This window comes from Marinobacterium marinum (genome assembly GCF_013868415.1).
Taxonomy (GTDB): Bacteria; Pseudomonadota; Gammaproteobacteria; order Pseudomonadales; family Balneatricaceae; genus Marinobacterium; species Marinobacterium marinum.
Genome location: NZ_JACEMT010000049.1, coordinates 249706 through 266488 on the forward strand (window position 1 = coordinate 249706; position 16783 = coordinate 266488).

At 53.6% G+C, this 16783-nt stretch carries 14 protein-coding genes; 12 read left to right on the forward strand and 2 right to left on the reverse strand.

Features of this window, described 5'->3' with window-relative positions; genetic code table 11:
- Positions 1-81: 81 nt before the first annotated feature.
- Positions 82-1359, reverse strand: coding sequence for a citrate synthase (gene gltA, locus H1S06_RS10260; RefSeq protein WP_181739832.1), 1278 nt, complete (start codon positions 1357-1359; stop codon positions 82-84).
- A 445-nt stretch (positions 1360-1804) separates the two neighbouring features.
- On the opposite strand from gltA, the gene sdhC reads away from it, so the two are divergent.
- From sdhC to H1S06_RS10315, 11 genes are all read left to right on the forward strand, one after another.
- Entirely contained in the window at positions 1805-2182 is a 378-nt protein-coding gene (gene sdhC, locus H1S06_RS10265; RefSeq protein ID WP_181739834.1) for a succinate dehydrogenase, cytochrome b556 subunit, read from the forward strand.
- On the forward strand, positions 2176-2523 hold the full coding sequence (gene sdhD / locus H1S06_RS10270) for a succinate dehydrogenase, hydrophobic membrane anchor protein (protein WP_181739836.1): 348 nt from the start codon (positions 2176-2178) through the stop codon (positions 2521-2523). The genes sdhC and sdhD overlap by 7 nt, the downstream gene beginning before the upstream one ends.
- 3 nt (positions 2524-2526) lie before the next feature.
- Positions 2527-4302 carry a succinate dehydrogenase flavoprotein subunit gene (sdhA, locus tag H1S06_RS10275; RefSeq protein ID WP_181739837.1) on the forward strand — a complete coding sequence of 592 codons (1776 nt, stop codon included), beginning with the start codon at positions 2527-2529 and terminating at the stop codon, positions 4300-4302.
- A 12-nt stretch (positions 4303-4314) separates the two neighbouring features.
- Entirely contained in the window at positions 4315-5019 is a 705-nt protein-coding gene (locus H1S06_RS10280) for a succinate dehydrogenase iron-sulfur subunit (RefSeq protein WP_181739839.1), read from the forward strand.
- Between the two features lie 313 nt (positions 5020-5332).
- Positions 5333-8164: a 2-oxoglutarate dehydrogenase E1 component gene (locus H1S06_RS10285; RefSeq protein WP_181739841.1), complete on the forward strand. Its 2832-nt coding sequence runs from the start codon at positions 5333-5335 to the stop codon at positions 8162-8164.
- A gap of 44 nt (positions 8165-8208) precedes the next feature.
- The gene (gene odhB, locus H1S06_RS10290; RefSeq protein ID WP_181739843.1) at positions 8209-9411 is read left to right on the forward strand and encodes a 2-oxoglutarate dehydrogenase complex dihydrolipoyllysine-residue succinyltransferase; all 1203 of its coding nucleotides are present in this window, start codon (positions 8209-8211) and stop codon (positions 9409-9411) included.
- Between the two features lie 40 nt (positions 9412-9451).
- Positions 9452-10891, forward strand: a complete 1440-nt coding sequence (gene lpdA, locus H1S06_RS10295) for a dihydrolipoyl dehydrogenase (protein WP_181739845.1) — start codon at positions 9452-9454, stop codon at positions 10889-10891.
- 123 nt (positions 10892-11014) lie between these two features.
- The gene (gene sucC / locus H1S06_RS10300; protein ID WP_181739847.1) at positions 11015-12181 is read left to right on the forward strand and encodes an ADP-forming succinate--CoA ligase subunit beta; all 1167 of its coding nucleotides are present in this window, start codon (positions 11015-11017) and stop codon (positions 12179-12181) included.
- Between the two features lie 2 nt (positions 12182-12183).
- Positions 12184-13065: a succinate--CoA ligase subunit alpha gene (gene sucD / locus H1S06_RS10305; protein WP_181739849.1), complete on the forward strand. Its 882-nt coding sequence runs from the start codon at positions 12184-12186 to the stop codon at positions 13063-13065.
- 130 nt (positions 13066-13195) lie between these two features.
- Positions 13196-14572, forward strand: a complete 1377-nt coding sequence (gene dbpA / locus H1S06_RS10310) for an ATP-dependent RNA helicase DbpA (RefSeq protein ID WP_181739851.1) — start codon at positions 13196-13198, stop codon at positions 14570-14572.
- An 18-nt stretch (positions 14573-14590) separates the two neighbouring features.
- On the forward strand, positions 14591-15046 hold the full coding sequence (locus H1S06_RS10315) for a YaiI/YqxD family protein (RefSeq protein ID WP_181739853.1): 456 nt from the start codon (positions 14591-14593) through the stop codon (positions 15044-15046).
- On the opposite strand, the gene H1S06_RS10320 is transcribed toward H1S06_RS10315, so the two are convergent.
- Complete coding sequence (locus tag H1S06_RS10320; RefSeq protein ID WP_181739854.1) at positions 15043-15366, reverse strand: DUF3301 domain-containing protein; 324 nt, start codon at positions 15364-15366, stop codon at positions 15043-15045. The genes H1S06_RS10315 and H1S06_RS10320 overlap by 4 nt on opposite strands.
- 147 nt (positions 15367-15513) lie before the next feature.
- On the opposite strand from H1S06_RS10320, the gene H1S06_RS10325 reads away from it, so the two are divergent.
- Positions 15514-16539, forward strand: coding sequence for an IS110 family RNA-guided transposase (locus tag H1S06_RS10325; RefSeq protein WP_181737921.1), 1026 nt, complete (start codon positions 15514-15516; stop codon positions 16537-16539).
- The last annotated feature ends 244 nt before the right edge of the window (positions 16540-16783 follow it).

A 16783-nucleotide genomic window follows, 5' to 3' on the forward strand; every position in this document is an offset into this window, starting at 1 on the left:
CGCGGGTTATCGCACTAGGAGTAATTCCTAAATTGCCCGCAAAAAAAAGCCCCGCAATGGCGGGGCTTGATGTGGAGGCGATCAGGCGGGGTAGTCGCGCTTCTGTTCGCCGGTGTAGAGCTGGCGTGGGCGACCGATTTTGTTCGGGCTCGAATGGAACTCGTTCCAGTGAGAGATCCAGCCGATTGTGCGAGACAGGGCGAAGATCACGGTGAACATGTTGGTCGGAATTCCGATGGCCTTCAGAATGATGCCTGAGTAGAAGTCAACGTTCGGGTACAGTTTGCGCTGTACGAAGTATTCATCTTCCAGGGCGATCTGTTCCAGGCGTTTGGCAATCTGCAGCTGCGGATCGTTTTCGATACCCAGCAGGCCGAGAACTTCGTCGCAAGTCTTCTTCATCACTTTGGCGCGTGGGTCGAAGTTGCGATAAACGCGGTGGCCAAAGCCCATCAGTCGGAACGGATCGTTCGGATCTTTGGCTTTTTCAATGAACTCGGGGATGTTGGATTCATCGCCGATTTCATCCAGCATGGTCAGCACTGCTTCATTGGCGCCGCCGTGTGCCGGACCCCACAATGCGGCAATGCCGGCTGCGATACAGGCGAACGGGTTGGCGCCGGAAGAGCCGGCCAGGCGTACCGTAGAAGTGGAGGCGTTCTGTTCGTGGTCTGCGTGGAGAATGAAGATGCGGTCCATGGCACGGGCCAGTACCGGGTTGACTTCGTAATCGGCGCAGGGGGTGCCAAACATCATACGCAGGAAGTTCTCACCATAGCTGAGGTTGTTCTGCGGATACATGAACGGCTGGCCGATAGAGTACTTGTAGCACATGGCTGCAAGTGTCGGCATTTTTGCGATCAGGCGGTATGCGCAAACCTCGCGGTGGTGCGGGTTGTTGATGTCGAGCGAGTCGTGATAGAAGGCGGACAGGGCGCCTACTACGCCACACATGATGGCCATGGGGTGTGCGTCACGGCGGAAGCCCTTGAAGAACTGGCTCAGCTGTTCGTGCACCATGGTGTGGTTGGAGATGGTGTCGACGAATTTGGCCTTTTCATCTGCGGTCGGCAGCTCGCCATTCAGCAGCAGGTAGCAGACTTCCAAATAGTCTGACTTTTCAGCCAACTGTTCAATCGGGTAGCCACGGTGCAGCAGAATGCCATTGGCACCATCGATATAGGTGATCTTGGACTCGCAGGCCGCTGTGGATACGAAGCCGGGATCATAAGTGAACAGGCCTTTGCCGGTTAACGGACGTACATCTATGACGTCGGGACCTTCAGTGCCGGTGTAGACCGGCAATTCGATCGCTTCGTCCAGACCATCGACTGTCAAACGTGCTTTCTTGTCAGCCATTAAGAGGCTCCTATCATTCTGATTGTATTGCTGCGGCAAACTACAATGCGCCGCGTCATAGGAAATGGCCCGAAAAAGGACCCGAACACTATAGAGTTTGAAACAGGATTGTCAATTAAGCCTTTCGCTTAATGGTGCGCCACAGGATGCTTTTGTGTGTTAGCAAAATTGATACTTGCAAGGGAATAAATAATTAGTTTAATGCGCGTATCGATATTAAATATGTTGATAAAACCGGAGCCTGCCAAACACTAGACTTAAGCCGTAAGGCGCTGTTGTCGCATTGTATTTTGGTGGTGATCTGTCTATACTCTCGCACCTGAGTTGGCACCGTGCCCACTGGTTTAGTGTCAGTTCTGGCATCTCGAGGTACTACTCTCTGAGCACTTCCTAGCAACCTTGTCCTCTTGTCCTGCATTTGGGCAGAAAAGTGTGAACTAGAGCCGTGAACAAGAAAAGACCTGTAAATTTAGATCTGCGAACCATAAAACAGCCACTTCCGGCGATTACTTCAATTCTGCACCGTGTATCGGGTGTCGCGCTCTTCTTTGGCGCCATCTTCATGATGTACGTATTGAGTTTGTCGTTGGAGTCTCAGGCGGGCTTTAATGAAGCCGCTGAGATGCTCCAGGAATCTTTCCTGGCAAAACTCATTGCATGGGGACTGGTTTCAGCGCTGCTGTACCACTTCTTTGCGGGTATCAAGCACCTGATCATGGATCTGGGGCACTGTGAAGAATTGGAAGGTGGTCGTCTGGCGGCCAAAGTCACCTTGGTAGTAGCGGTTGTCGCTATTCTGCTGGCAGGAGTCTGGATATGGTAACTAGCATTACAAGCTTCGGTCGTAGCGGTTTGTACGATTGGATGATGCAGCGTGTTACTGCGCTGGTTCTACTGACGTATACCGTCTTTATGATTGGCTACCTTCTGCTGAATCCCGATTTGGGGTATGAGCAGTGGAAAGAGCTGTTCAGCGGTACGGTGATGCGTATTTATACCCTGCTGGCACTGTTGTCCATGGTGGCTCACGCCTGGATCGGTATGTGGTCTGTATCTACCGACTATATCAAGCCGACCGGTGCTCGCTTTGTGTTCCAGTCCGTATGCGGCCTGCTGGCGTTTATCTACGTCGTGTGGGGCATCCAGATTCTGTGGGGTATCTAAAACATGTCTAAACTGCGTACGCTTACTTTCGACGCAATCGTGGTCGGTGGTGGTGGTGCAGGCATGCGCGCCGCGCTGCAGCTTGCACAGTCAGGTCTGAATACCGCCTGTGTCACCAAAGTATTCCCGACTCGTTCGCACACTGTATCTGCTCAGGGTGGTATTACCTGTGCAATCGCAAGTGCGGATCCGAATGACGATTGGCGCTGGCACATGTATGACACCGTTAAGGGGTCTGATTACATTGGTGACCAGGACGCAATTGAGTACATGTGCTCTGTAGGTCCTCAGGCCGTATTCGAGCTGGATCATATGGGTCTGCCGTTCTCTCGTACCGAAATTGGTCGTATCTATCAGCGTCCGTTCGGTGGCCAGTCCAAGAATTTTGGTGAGGGCGGTCAGGCTGCTCGTACCTGTGCGGCAGCTGACCGTACCGGTCACGCACTGCTGCATACGCTGTATCAGGCCAATATGAAGGCCGGTACAACCTTCCTGAATGAGTGGTATGCCGTTGATCTGGTGAAAAACTCCCAGGGTGATGTTGTGGGTTGTATCGCCATCTGCATCGAAACTGGCGAAACTGTCTACATCAAATCCAAGGCAACCGTTCTGGCAACCGGTGGTGCGGGTCGTATTTACGCGTCCACGACCAATGCCCTGATCAATACCGGTGATGGTATTGGTATGGCGATGCGTGCCGGTGTGGCTGTTCAGGATATGGAGATGTGGCAGTTCCACCCGACCGGTATTGCTGGTGCGGGCGTGCTGGTGACCGAAGGTTGTCGTGGTGAAGGCGGCTACCTGGTCAATAAGGACGGTGAGCGTTTTATGGAGCGTTATGCGCCTAACGCCAAGGATCTTGCGGGTCGTGACGTTGTTGCGCGTTCCATGATTCTGGAAATCCTGGAAGGTCGTGGTTGTGGTGAAAACGGCGATCACGTATACCTGAAGCTGGATCACTTGGGTGAGGAAGTGCTGCACTCTCGTCTGCCGGGTATCTGTGAGCTGTCCAAGACTTTTGCTGCCAGCGATCCTGTTAAAGAACCGATTCCGGTCGTGCCGACTTGCCACTATATGATGGGTGGTGTTGCAACCAATATCGGTGGTCAGGCGATCTCTCCTGATCAGGAGAGTGGTGAAGATAAGATCATCAATGGTCTGTTTGCCTGCGGTGAAGCGGCGTGTGTTTCTGTTCACGGTGCAAACCGTCTGGGCGGTAACTCTCTGCTTGATCTGGTGGTATTCGGTCGTGCGGCGGGTATGCAGATCGAACAGCAGATGCGCGAAGGTTATGAGGTGCCGGATGCAACTGATGCTGACATCGAAGCGGCCATGTCGCGCCTGAATCGCTTGAACAACAGTACTGGTGGTGAAAAGGTTGCTGATGTTCGCAAGAAGCTGCAAGACACCATGCAGTTGTACTTCGGCGTGTTCCGCGATGGCGAAAGCATGCAGAAGGGTCTGGGTCTGTTGAAAGAGATCCGTGAAAGTGTTGCCAACGTACATTTGGAAGACAAGAGTCAGGCATTCAATACGTCGCGTATTGAGGCGCTGGAGCTTGAAAACCTGATGGAAGTGGCAGAAGCAACTGCTATTGCAGCGGAAGAGCGCAAGGAATCGCGTGGTGCGCATGCGCGCAACGACTTTACCGAGCGTGATGACGAGAACTGGCTGTGCCACTCCGTATTCTTCCCGCAGACCAAGGCCATTGGCAAGCGCGCAGTTAACTTTGCGCCGAAGACAATGGATCCGTTCCCGCCGAAAGTACGAACTTATTAAGGGGCTGGTACGATGCTGGTAAGTGTATATCGTTACAATCCTGAGATTGATGATGCGCCTTACATGCAGGATGTTCATATCGACATCCCGGGTGGCAAGGACATCATGGTGCTGGACTTGCTTCAGCTCCTGAAAGAGAAAGATCCGACGTTGGCTTATCGTCGTTCCTGTCGTGAAGGGGTGTGTGGCTCCGATGGCATGAACATGAATGGCAAAAACGGTCTTGCTTGTATTACGCCGCTCTCTGCAGTGGTTGAAAACGACAAGCTGGTGCTGCGTCCGCTGCCGGGTCTGCCGGTGATTCGTGACCTGGTCATCGATATGACTCAGTTCTACAAGCAGTATGAAAAGATCAAGCCGTTCCTGATCAATGATACGCCGGCGCCTGCGATTGAGCGTTTGCAGTCTCCGGAGGAGCGTGCTGAGCTGGATGGTCTGTACGAGTGTATTCTCTGTGCATGCTGTTCAACTTCATGCCCGTCCTTCTGGTGGAATCCGGACAAATTTATCGGTCCGTCCGGCCTGTTGCAGGCTTACCGCTTCTTGGCGGATAGCCGAGATACGGCAACTAATGAGCGGCTGGCTGATCTTGACGATCCGTTCAGTGTGTTCCGCTGCCACGGTATCATGAACTGCGTGAGCGTTTGTCCGAAAGGCCTGAATCCGACCAAGGCCATCGGTAAAATTCGCAACATGCTGATTCAGCAAGCGACCTGATCGAACACTGTGTTTACATAAAACGGCATCCTTTGGGTGCCGTTTTTTTTTAATCTGACGTTGCCCGTTGGGCGTTTTAAGTAGACATAAGGTCTATGTCGACGAAACAGTAATATTTTGTAGAATCGTTGGCTGCTAACAGTGTAAAGGCTGGCATAAAAAGCGTAGAATTAATGCCCGCATCCATGCGCGATCCGTATGGATGCTGGGATATACAAAAACGGTAATCAGAAGAGGGTTGCAGGACTGCCGGTACAGGAAATAGTGCAGCCTGACCGATGCAGCGCCCTCTCAGAGCCAGGGTGAGATGATAATGCAAGATGGCATAATGGAGCAGATGTGGAAGAATGCCCATCTCTATGGGGGCAACCTTTCATATGTTGAACAACTATACGAAACCTATTTGATGGATCCGAATGCCATTCCACAAGAGTGGCGTGACGAATTCGATCGACTACCGAAGGTTGGTGACAGCATCACTCAAGATGTGCCTCATTCCACCATCCGGGATCACTTCCTTCTCCTCTCCAAGAATCAGAAGCGGGCTGCACCGGTTTCCGGCAGCAGTGTCAGCTCGGAGCACGAAAAGAAACAGGTTCGTGTCCTGCGCATGATCAATGCCTATCGTGTGCGTGGGCATCAGCATGCCGATATAGATCCGTTGAATCTGATGGAGCGTGAACAGGTACCTGACCTTGATCCGCGTTTCCACGAATTGTCCGAAGCCGATTTCGATACCCGCTTCCAGTTGGGCTCACTGTTCTTCGGTCCAGAAGAGAGCTCACTGAAAGAGATCCTGGCTGATCTTAAGAAAACCTATTGCACTACTGTCGGCGCCGAGTACATGCATATCGTCGACACTCAGGAAAAACGCTGGATTCAGTCCCGCATGGAGCCAGTGCGCAGCCATCCCGTACTGACCAATGACGAGCGTCAGCATATTCTTGAGCGTCTGTCTGCCGCAGAAGGTCTGGAAAAATACCTGGGCTCGCGTTATGCGGGTGCCAAGCGCTTTGGTCTGGAAGGTGGCGAAAGCCTGATTCCCTGCCTTGATGAGCTGGTGCAGCGTGCGGGCCGTGACGGTGCCAAAGAGCTGGTTATCGGCATGGCGCACCGCGGACGTTTGAACGTGCTGGTTAATATCTTCGGCAAGAATCCGCAGGATCTGTTCGGCGAGTTTGAAGGCAAACGCGTCATCGAAACCTCTGGCGACGTGAAGTATCACCAGGGTTTCTCTTCCAACGTGATGACTCCGGGTGGCGAAGTTCATCTGGCAATGGCGTTCAACCCGTCTCATCTTGAAATCGTTTCTCCGGTTGTCGAAGGCTCCGTGCGTGCGCGTCAGGATCGTCGTGACGACAAAGTTGGCAACAGTGTCATTCCGGTGTCTATCCATGGTGATGCGGCCTTCGCAGGTCAGGGTGTGGTGATGGAGACATTCCAGATGTCTCAAACACGTGCCTACAAGACCGGCGGCACCATTCATATCGTGATCAACAACCAGGTGGGCTTCACCACTTCCAAGAAGGAAGATGCGCGTTCCACCGAGTACTGCACCGATGTGGCCAAAATGGTTCAGGCACCGATTTTCCATGTGAATGGTGATGACCCTGAAGCAGTACGCTTTGTGACTCAGGTGGCACTGGACTACCGCAACGAGTTCAACAAAGACGTTGTGATTGACCTAGTGTGCTACCGCCGTCGTGGTCATAACGAAGCGGATGAGCCGTCCGGTACTCAGCCGCTGATGTACGCCAAAATCAAGTCTCAGAAGACCACCAAGGAGCTGTACGCGGCGCGTCTGGTTGAAGAAGGTGTGCTGACTGCGGAAGAAGCCAAGGTTCTGGATCAGGATTACCGCAAGGCGCTGGAAAATGGTGAACATGTAGCCAAGTCTCTGGTGATGGAGCCGAACCGGGAGCTTTTCGTCGACTGGCGTCCATACCTGGGCCATAAGTGGTCTTTCGACTGTGATACCAGCGTTGATCCGAAACTGCTGAAGGAATTGGCTAACAAGACCTGTGAGTTTCCCGAAGGGTTTGCCATTCAGCGTCAGGTTCAGAAGATCTACGAAGACCGCAAGAAAATGGCAGCTGGTGCCATGGAAATCAACTGGGGCTTCGCCGAAACAATGGCATACGCCACTCTGCTGGCGGAAGGCTACCCGGTTCGTTTGACCGGCCAGGATGTGGGTCGAGGCACTTTCTCTCACCGTCATGCGGTGGTGCACAATCAGAAAGATGCGTCCCTCTACGTACCGCTGCAGCATTTGGCGGAAGGGCAGCCTGAATTTGATATCTATGACTCCTTCCTGTCCGAGGAGGCGGTGCTGGGCTTCGAGTACGGTTATGCGACCACAACACCGAACGCTCTGGTTATCTGGGAAGCCCAGTTCGGTGATTTTGCCAACGGTGCACAGGTTGTAATCGACCAGTTTATTACCTCTGGCGAACATAAGTGGGGTCGTCTGTGTGGCTTGACCATGCTGTTGCCGCACGGTTTCGAAGGTCAGGGTCCGGAGCATTCTTCTGCACGTCTGGAACGTTTCCTGCAGTTGTGTGCTGAACACAACATTCAGGTTTGCGTACCGACCACGCCGGCTCAGATCTTCCATCTGCTGCGTCGTCAGGTTGCGCGTCCGCTGCGTAAGCCGCTGGTTGTTATGTCACCGAAATCTCTGCTGCGTCACAAGCAGGCGGTGTGCACACTGGAAGACCTGTCTGAAGGTACCTTCCAGCCGGTGATCCCGGAAGTGGATACACTGGATCCGAAGAAAGTGAAGCGACTGGTGATGTGTAGTGGCAAGGTTTACTACGACCTGTACAATCGCCGTGCCGAGCTTGAAAAAGATGATGTTGCCATCGTGCGCATCGAGCAGCTCTATCCGTTCCCGGAACAGGGGCTGAAGCAGGCCATTGCCGAGTACACCAACCTTGAATCTGTGGTGTGGTGTCAGGAAGAACCGATGAACCAGGGTGCCTGGTATTGCAGCCAGCACCACATGCGTAACGTACTGCAGCAGCATGACGCCAAGTTGAATCTGGTGGGTGTTGGACGTCCGCATGCAGCCGCTCCTGCGGTTGGCTATATTTCGGCTCACCTTGAGCAGCAAGAACAGCTGGTCAACGAAGCAATCAACGGTTAATGACAGGTTTGTAAAACCTGCGCAGCATTATTAAAGGAAACAGCATGTCCATCGATATTAAAGCGCCTACTTTCCCTGAATCCGTAGCGGACGGAACCGTTGCTACCTGGCACAAGCAGCCGGGTGAGGCCTGTTCAGCTGATGAGCTTATTGTCGACATCGAGACCGACAAGGTCGTACTGGAAGTGGTCGCGCCCGTTGACGGCGTGATCAAGGAAATTGTCAAAGGCGAGGGCGACACTGTTCTGAGTGAAGAGGTGATCGCATTGTTTGAAGCGGGTGCTGCCGCTTCTGCTCCGGCTGCAGCCCCTGCAGCTGAAGCGGCTGCCGCACCGGCTGCTGAAGTGACTACCGACGCTGATAAGGTTGGCCCGGCTGCTCGCAAACTGATTGAAGAAAACGGTCTGGACGCTGCCCAGATTCCGGGTACCGGTAAAAACGGCGGTATCACCAAGGAAGACGTGCAGAACTTCCTGAAGAACAAGCCGGCTGCAGCGCCGGCTGCGGCTGCACCGGCTGCGCCTGTGCTGAATGTGCCGGTTGGCGAACGCACTGAAAAGCGTGTACCGATGACGCGTCTGCGTGCCACCATTGCCAAGCGTCTTGTTGAAGCCCAGCAGAATGCGGCCATGCTGACCACTTACAACGAAGTCAACATGAAGCCGGTCATGGAGCTGCGCAAGCAGTACAAGGACCTGTTCGAAAAAACTCACGGCGCTCGTCTGGGCTTCATGTCTTTCTTCGTCAAGGCGGCAACTGAAGCGCTGAAACGCTTCCCGGCCGTGAATGCCTCCATCGACGGTAACGACATGGTATACCATGGTTACCAGGATATCGGTGTGGCCGTATCGACTGACCGTGGCCTGATGGTGCCGGTTCTGCGTGATACCGACTCTATGGGACTGGCTGAAGTTGAAGCGACCATTGCCGATTTCGGCAAGCGTGGCCGTGAAGGCAAGCTGGGCATGGATGACATGCAGGGTGGTACCTTCACCATCACCAACGGTGGTGTGTTCGGTTCCCTGATGTCGACACCGATCCTGAACCCGCCGCAGACTGCTATCTTGGGCATGCACAAGATTCAGGAACGTCCGATGGCGGTCAACGGTCAGGTTGAAATCCTGCCGATGATGTATCTGGCGCTGTCATACGACCACCGTATGATCGATGGCAAAGAGGCGGTACAATTCCTCGTGACCATCAAGGATCTGCTGGAAGATCCGGCACGCATGCTGCTGGACATCTGATCAGACCCACAATCGAACGAGTGAAAGACAGGATTAAGTAATGTCAGATAAATTTGATCTAATTGTAATCGGTGCCGGCCCCGGTGGTTACGTGGCTGCTATTCGCGCCGCCCAGCTGGGTCTGAAAACTGCCTGTGTCGAGAAGTGGGTTGATGACAAGGGTGCTGCCGTTCTCGGCGGTACCTGCCTGAATGTGGGTTGTATCCCGTCCAAGGCCTTGCTGGAAACCACGCACAAGTTCCATGAAGCTCAGCACGGCTTTGCCGCGCAGGGCATCATGGCAGACAACGTGCACATGGATACCAAGCAGATGGTGGCCCGCAAGGACCAGATCGTTAAGAACCTGACCGGTGGTATTGCCGGTCTGTTCAAGGCGAACGGTGTTACTGTGCTGCAGGGTACCGGCAAGCTGCTGGCCAACAAGCAGGTTGAAGTGACGGCTCAGGATGGCAGCAGCTCCGTGCATGCGGCTGAAAACGTGATCCTGGCATCCGGCTCCGTACCGGTCGAGATCCCGCCGGCACCGCTGACTGAAGGTCTGATCGTTGACAACGAAGGCGCACTGAAGATCGATGAAACTCCGAAGCGCTTGGGTATCATCGGTGCGGGTGTTATTGGTCTGGAAATGGGTTCCATCTGGGCGCGTTGCGGTTCTGAAGTAACCGTTTTCGAGGCCATGGATGACTTCCTGGCATTGGCGGACGTTGATGTTGCCAAAGAAGCCAAGAAGCTGCTGACCAAGCAGGGCCTGGATATCAAGCTGGGCGCCCGTTGCACCGGTACTGAAATCATTGATGGCAAAGAAGTCAAGGTCAAGTACACCGATGCCAGTGGCGAACAGGAGATGGTGTTCGACAAGCTGATCGTAGCGGTTGGCCGTCGTCCCCAGACCCAGGGTCTTTTGGCTGAAGATTCAGGTGTCAAACTGGACGAGCGCGGTTTCATCTTCGTTGATGAAAGCTGCCGTACGGATGCGCCGGGCGTCTATGCCATCGGTGACTCCGTGCGTGGTCCGATGCTGGCGCACAAGGCATCTGAAGAAGGTATTATGGCGGTCGACATCATTGCAGGTCACAAGGCCGCAATGAACTATGACTGTATTCCCAATATCATTTACACCTTCCCCGAGCTGGCCTGGGTCGGTAAGACCGAACAGGAACTCAAGGCTGAGGGTGTAAAGATCAAGGTTGGTAAATTCCCGTTCGCGGCTTCTGGTCGTGCAATGGCAGCCAATGCGACTGACGGTTTCGTCAAGATCATTGCTGACGAAGAAACTGACCGAATTCTGGGTGTTCACATGGTCGGTGGCATTGCTTCCGAGCTGATCGCCCAGGGTGTGATTGCGATGGAATTCTGCTCCAGTGTAGAGGATCTGCAGCTGATGGTGTTTGCTCACCCGACTGTCAGCGAGGCTGTCCATGAGGCGGCTTTGGCAGCAGACAATCACGCGATTCATATTGCAAATCGCAAAAAGCGATAACCTGTAAAGGTTGCCTTGCCGATTGGTTTTGCCGGTCGGCAGGGTTCTGCAGAGCAAAAGGCGTGCCCGCCTCTCCCTATGGGTAAGGGCACCTGTATAATCGATAATACTACGGATTAGAGCATGAACCTTCACGAGTACCAGGGCAAAGCACTCTTTGCCGAATATGGTCTGCCGGTTTCCAAGGGAATCGCGGTAGATACTCCAGAAGCGGCTGCTAAAGCGGCTGAAGAAATTGGCGGTGACAAATGGGTTGTAAAAGCCCAGGTCCACGCTGGTGGCCGTGGTAAGGCTGGTGGTGTAAAGCTGGTAGATACTCCGGCTGATGCACAGGCCTTTGCAGAAAAATGGCTGGGCGAACGTCTGGTAACCTATCAGACAGATGCCAATGGTCAGCCGGTTTCCAAAATTCTGGTTGAAACGTGCACCGATATTGCCAACGAGCTGTATTTGGGTGCTGTTGTTGACCGCTCCAGCCGTCGTGTCGTATTCATGGCATCCACCGAAGGTGGTGTCGAAATCGAGAAGGTTGCTGAAGAAACTCCGGAAAAAATCCTGAAAGCGACCATCGATCCTCTGACCGGCGCTCAGCCGTACCAGGGTCGCGAACTGGCGTTCCAGCTGGGTCTGCAGGGTGACCAGGTTAAACAGTTCGTCAATATCTTCCTGGGTCTGGCGAAGATGTTTGAAGAAAAGGATCTGGCGCTGCTGGAAATCAACCCGTTGGTCATCACTGACCAAGGCAACCTGCACTGCCTGGATGCCAAGATTGCTATCGATGGCAACTCTGTTTACCGTCACAAGGACTTGCAGGCCATGCAGGATCCGTCTCAGGAAGATGAGCGTGAAGCACGCGCTGCCGAATGGGACTTGAACTACGTTGCTCTGGACGGCACCATCGGTTGCATGGTGAATGGCGCAGGCCTGGCCATGGGTACCATGGATATCGTCTCTTTGCACGGCGGCTTCCCGGCCAACTTCCTGGACGTTGGTGGTGGCGCGACCAAAGAGCGTGTAACCGAAGCGTTCAAGATCATCCTTGAAGACCAGAATGTTAAAGCCGTACTGGTTAACATCTTCGGCGGTATCGTACGCTGCGACCTGATCGCAGACGGCATTATCGGTGCTGTTAAAGAAGTAGGGGTAAACGTACCGGTTGTTGTACGTCTGGAAGGTAACAACGCTGAACTGGGTGCGCAGAAGCTGGCTGAGTCCGGTCTGGACATCATTGCAGCGACCAGTCTGACTGATGCTGCTCAGCAGGCAGTTAAAGCAGCGGAGGGTAAATAATCATGGCCGTTTTGATCAACAAAGATACCAAAGTCATTTGTCAGGGCTTTACCGGTGGCCAGGGTACTTTCCACTCTGAACAGGCGATTGCCTACGGTACCAAGATGGTCGGTGGTGTTACGCCGGGTAAAGGTGGTACCGAACACCTGGGCCTGCCGGTGTTCAACACCGTCAAGGAAGCTGTAGACGCGACTGGTGCAGAGGCATCCGTTATTTACGTTCCAGCTCCCTTCTGTAAGGATTCCATCCTGGAAGCCGCTCATGCCGGCATCAAACTGATTGTCTGCATCACCGAGCATATTCCGGTTCTGGATATGCTGCAGTGCAAAGTTAAATGTGACGAGCTGGGCGTGCGTCTGATCGGTCCGAACTGTCCGGGAGTTATCACTCCGGGAGAGTGCAAGATCGGTATCATGCCGGGTCACATCCATCTGCCGGGTAAAGTAGGTATCGTTTCCCGTTCAGGTACACTGACTTATGAAGCCGTGAAGCAGACCACTGACGCCGGTTTCGGTCAGTCTACCTGTGTTGGCATCGGTGGCGACCCGATTCCGGGCTCCAACTTTATCGATATTCTGGAAATGTTCCAGAACGATCCGCAGACTGAAGCGATCGTTATGATCGGTGAAATCGGCGGTTCTGCCGAGGAAGAAGCAGCTGCCTACATCAAGGCCAATGTTACCAAGCCGGTTGTTTCTTACATCGCTGGTGTAACAGCGCCTGCGGGCAAGCGCATGGGCCATGCCGGCGCGATCATTTCCGGTGGCAAGGGTACAGCGGACGAGAAATTCGCAGCTCTGGAAGACGCCGGTGTGAAAACCGTTCGTTCCCTGGCTGACATCGGCAAGGCTCTGGCCGATTTGACCGGTTGGGAAATGAAGTAATACGCTTCGTCTCGACGCAACGCGACAAAAAAGGCAGCTTCGGCTGCCTTTTTTTGTGTCTGGAGCAAGTCTTCGCAAGTGCTTCTGTTAGAATGCGGCTTTTAAGCCAGGCCATGAACAGGTACCCGCTTTGAGCCAACACGCTTTCTCTCAACTCCCCCTTAAGCCCGAATTGCTGCGCAATCTGGAGTCGCTTGAATACCACCAGATGACCCCGATCCAGCAGGACAGTCTGCCCGTGATTCTTTCTGGGCGTGATCTGATTGCCCAGGGCAAGACCGGTTCTGGCAAAACGGCTGCGTTTGGTCTTGGCTTGTTGCAGGCGCTGGATAACAGCCGCTTTCATGTGCAGTCACTGGTGTTGTGTCCGACGCGAGAGCTGGCGGATCAGGTGGCACAGGAAGTGCGCCGTCTGGCACGCCAGATTCCGAATGTAAAAGTATTGACCCTGTGTGGCGGAATGCCGCTGGGGCCGCAGATCGGCTCTCTTGAGCATGGTGCTCATGTGGTTGTGGGCACACCGGGGCGCATTGAAGAACATCTGCGCAAAGGAACGCTTCGTTTGAATCGGTTGCAAACACTGGTGCTAGACGAAGCGGACCGGATGCTGGAAATGGGCTTTCAAGAAGCTGTTGATACTATTGTGGCAGCAACGCCAGATACGCGCCAGACGCTATTATTCAGCGCAACTTATCCGCAGGAGATTGCCGGTATTGCCGGGCGGATCATGCGTACGCCCGAGCGGGTTGTCGTTGAAGCTCTGCATCAGAGTAGCAGTATCGAGCAGCACTTTTACGAGGTGACCGATACCGAGCGTGACGCGGCCATTACACGATTGTTGTACCACTATCGTCCAGTTTCGGCTGTGTTGTTCTGCAATACCAAGCAGGAAGTGCGCGATCTGGAGCAGCGCTTGCAGCAGGATGGAATTGCTGCCGTTGCCCTGCACGGTGATCTGGACCAGCGTCAACGTGATCAAACCCTGGTACGTTTTGCCAATCAGAGTGCCACGGTGCTGGTGGCGACGGATGTGGCGGCGCGCGGGCTGGATATAGAAGGCCTGGACCTGGTGATCAATCACCGTCCGTCAAAAGAGGCTCAGGTGCATGTTCATCGTGTTGGGCGAACGGGGCGCGCTGGGCAGAGTGGTGTAGCGGTGACGTTGTTTAATGAACGTGAGCGCTTCCGTTTGGCCGGAATTGAGGCCCAGATGGATATGATTATATCGGATGAGCCTTTGCCGAAGCCCGGGACGGCGAAAGATTATCGCCCCCCCATGGCAACTCTGCAATTGGATATTGGCAAGAAGCAGAAAATCCGGCCCGGCGATGTGTTGGGTGCATTGACCCGTGGGGGCGAATTGGCGGGCGATCAGGTCGGCAAGATTCGTGTCTTTGACTTCTGCACCTATGTTGCGGTCAGCCGTCCGGTCGCACGCGATGCGGTGCGCATGCTTGCTCAGGGCAAGATCAAGGGTCGTAGCTGTCGTGTTCGCCAATTGCGCTGAGGAAAGAGGAAAGCAGGCATGAAAATCTGGGTTGATGCGGACGCCTGTCCGGTGGTGATCAAGGACATTCTGTTTCGGGCTGCTGAGCGAAGCGGGTTGGAACTGACCTTGATTGCTAATCAGCCACTCAGAGTGCCGCCTGCTGCCAATATACGAGCAGTTCAGGTGGCAGCGGGCTTTGATGTGGCCGATCATGAGATTGTCCGCCGGACATCGGAGGGGGATCTGGTCATTACCGGTGATATTCCGTTGGCAGCTGAGGTGCTGGAAAAGGGCGGGATGGCACTGACGCCAAGAGGTGAGCGTTTTACTACTGAAAATATACGGGCCCGGCTCAATATTCGTGATTTTATGGAAACGCTCCGGGCCAGTGGTGTTCAAAGCGGGGGGCCTGCTGCGTTGAGTCAGGCCGATCGCCAGCAGTTTGCCAATCAGCTTGACCGGCTGATTACCCGAGCGCTTAAGCAGCGCTAGTTCAGTTTGTGGGCGGCCAGTTCTATCCGTATGATCTGCCGCCCGTGCATCTCAATCGTGCCGGGGTAGCGCTCGTCGCCGGTTGAAGTGAAGTAAAACTGGTAGCAGCGTGCCAGGACCAGCATTCCGCTCTCGTCGGAGCGGATGGGGCGCAGGCTTTTCAGCGCGATATTCTCGTCCAGCAGTTGTACGCCTTGCTGCTTGCAGTACTGCAGTACCTTGTGCGTTGCGTACTCACGCACTTTCAGGTTGTGCCACCATGACAGGCATGCCAGCGCGGTCAGCGCCAGCCAAAACAGATCAGATAACTCAATCCACATGTAGGGCTCCTTATCGAGCGGCAAGCTTATCAGGCCGGCGGCAAAAAATAACCCTGCTTTTGCGGGGATGTAAATACCCGATTAAAATAATGAAATGGACGCCCCTCCTATACTGCTAGTTGGTAGCAACCAGGTGGAGGATGCATCATGGAACAGGTATCAGTGATCGGCTTGGATCTTGCGAAAAATGTCTTTCAAGTACACGGTGCTGATGAACGTGGGCGCTGCGTAATCAGAAAGTCATTGCGGAGGACACAGGTTTACGCATTTTTTGCAAAGTTATCCAAATGTACAGTTGGGATGGAAGCATGCAGCAGCTCGCACTACTGGGGTCGAGTTATTACTGACTGCGGACATGAAGTGAAGCTGATTCCACCCCAATACGTAAAACCTTATGTAAAAACCAACAAAAATGACGCTGCTGATGCGGAAGCGATTTGTGAGGCAGTATCTCGGCCACATATGCGTTTTGTGGAGCTGAAGACGCCTGATCAGCAGAGTATTTTGCTGATACACCGTGAGCGTGATGGGTTAATGAGAGACCGTACTGCTCTAATCAACCGCTTACGTGCAACCTTAGGTGAATTTGGCATAGCAGTGCCATCCGGCCCGGCGCGTCTAAAGCAGTGGTTCCGCGACAGCTATGGCATAAATGAAGATCAGCTGCCGGTACTGATGCAGCGCCACATTGAGCGTATGAGAGCTCGTTGGGTGGAGCTAGAGCGCTGCATTGGTGAGTTGGATCGTGAAATTGACCAACACGTGCAACACAATTCGGCATGCCAGCGTTTACTTGAAGTACCAGGTATTGGTCGTTTAACCGCTTCAGCTTTGGTAGCAACCGTGGGTAATGCATTGGCATTCAAGAACGGCCGCCAACTTTCAGCGTGGTTAGGCCTTGTTCCACGACAGCACTCGAGTGGCGGCAAAACAGTACTCAGAGGGATCAGTAAGCGTGGGGATGCATATTTGCGCAGGATGTTGGTTCATGGTGCGCGAGCAGTGCTAAGGCATTCAGCGACCAAGAAAAATGCCGTTAGCAACTGGTTACATGCACTATCAGTGCGAGCAAACAAGAATGTGGTCATTGTAGCAATGGCAAACAAGCTAGCACGTATAGCATGGGCATTATTGAATAAAGGGCAGCGGTACATAGAACCGGCTGCTGAATAAACCAATGACAGGAACGCGCTGAGGTTTGCGTGGGCAGAACTTGCTGATGACAGACAGGTAGAGCCGAGACTGGATAAGGCTGCGACTAACATCGTTCGTACAGAGAACGTTAAAATGATTAGCATCCAGTCAGCGGAATTCATCAGGGATAGAGGTTAATACCTCGTAAAAATCCGGATAGATGGCTGCAATACCTTCATGTCACGAAATGTTTTGCTTGCACAAAACGGGGCGTCCATAGATG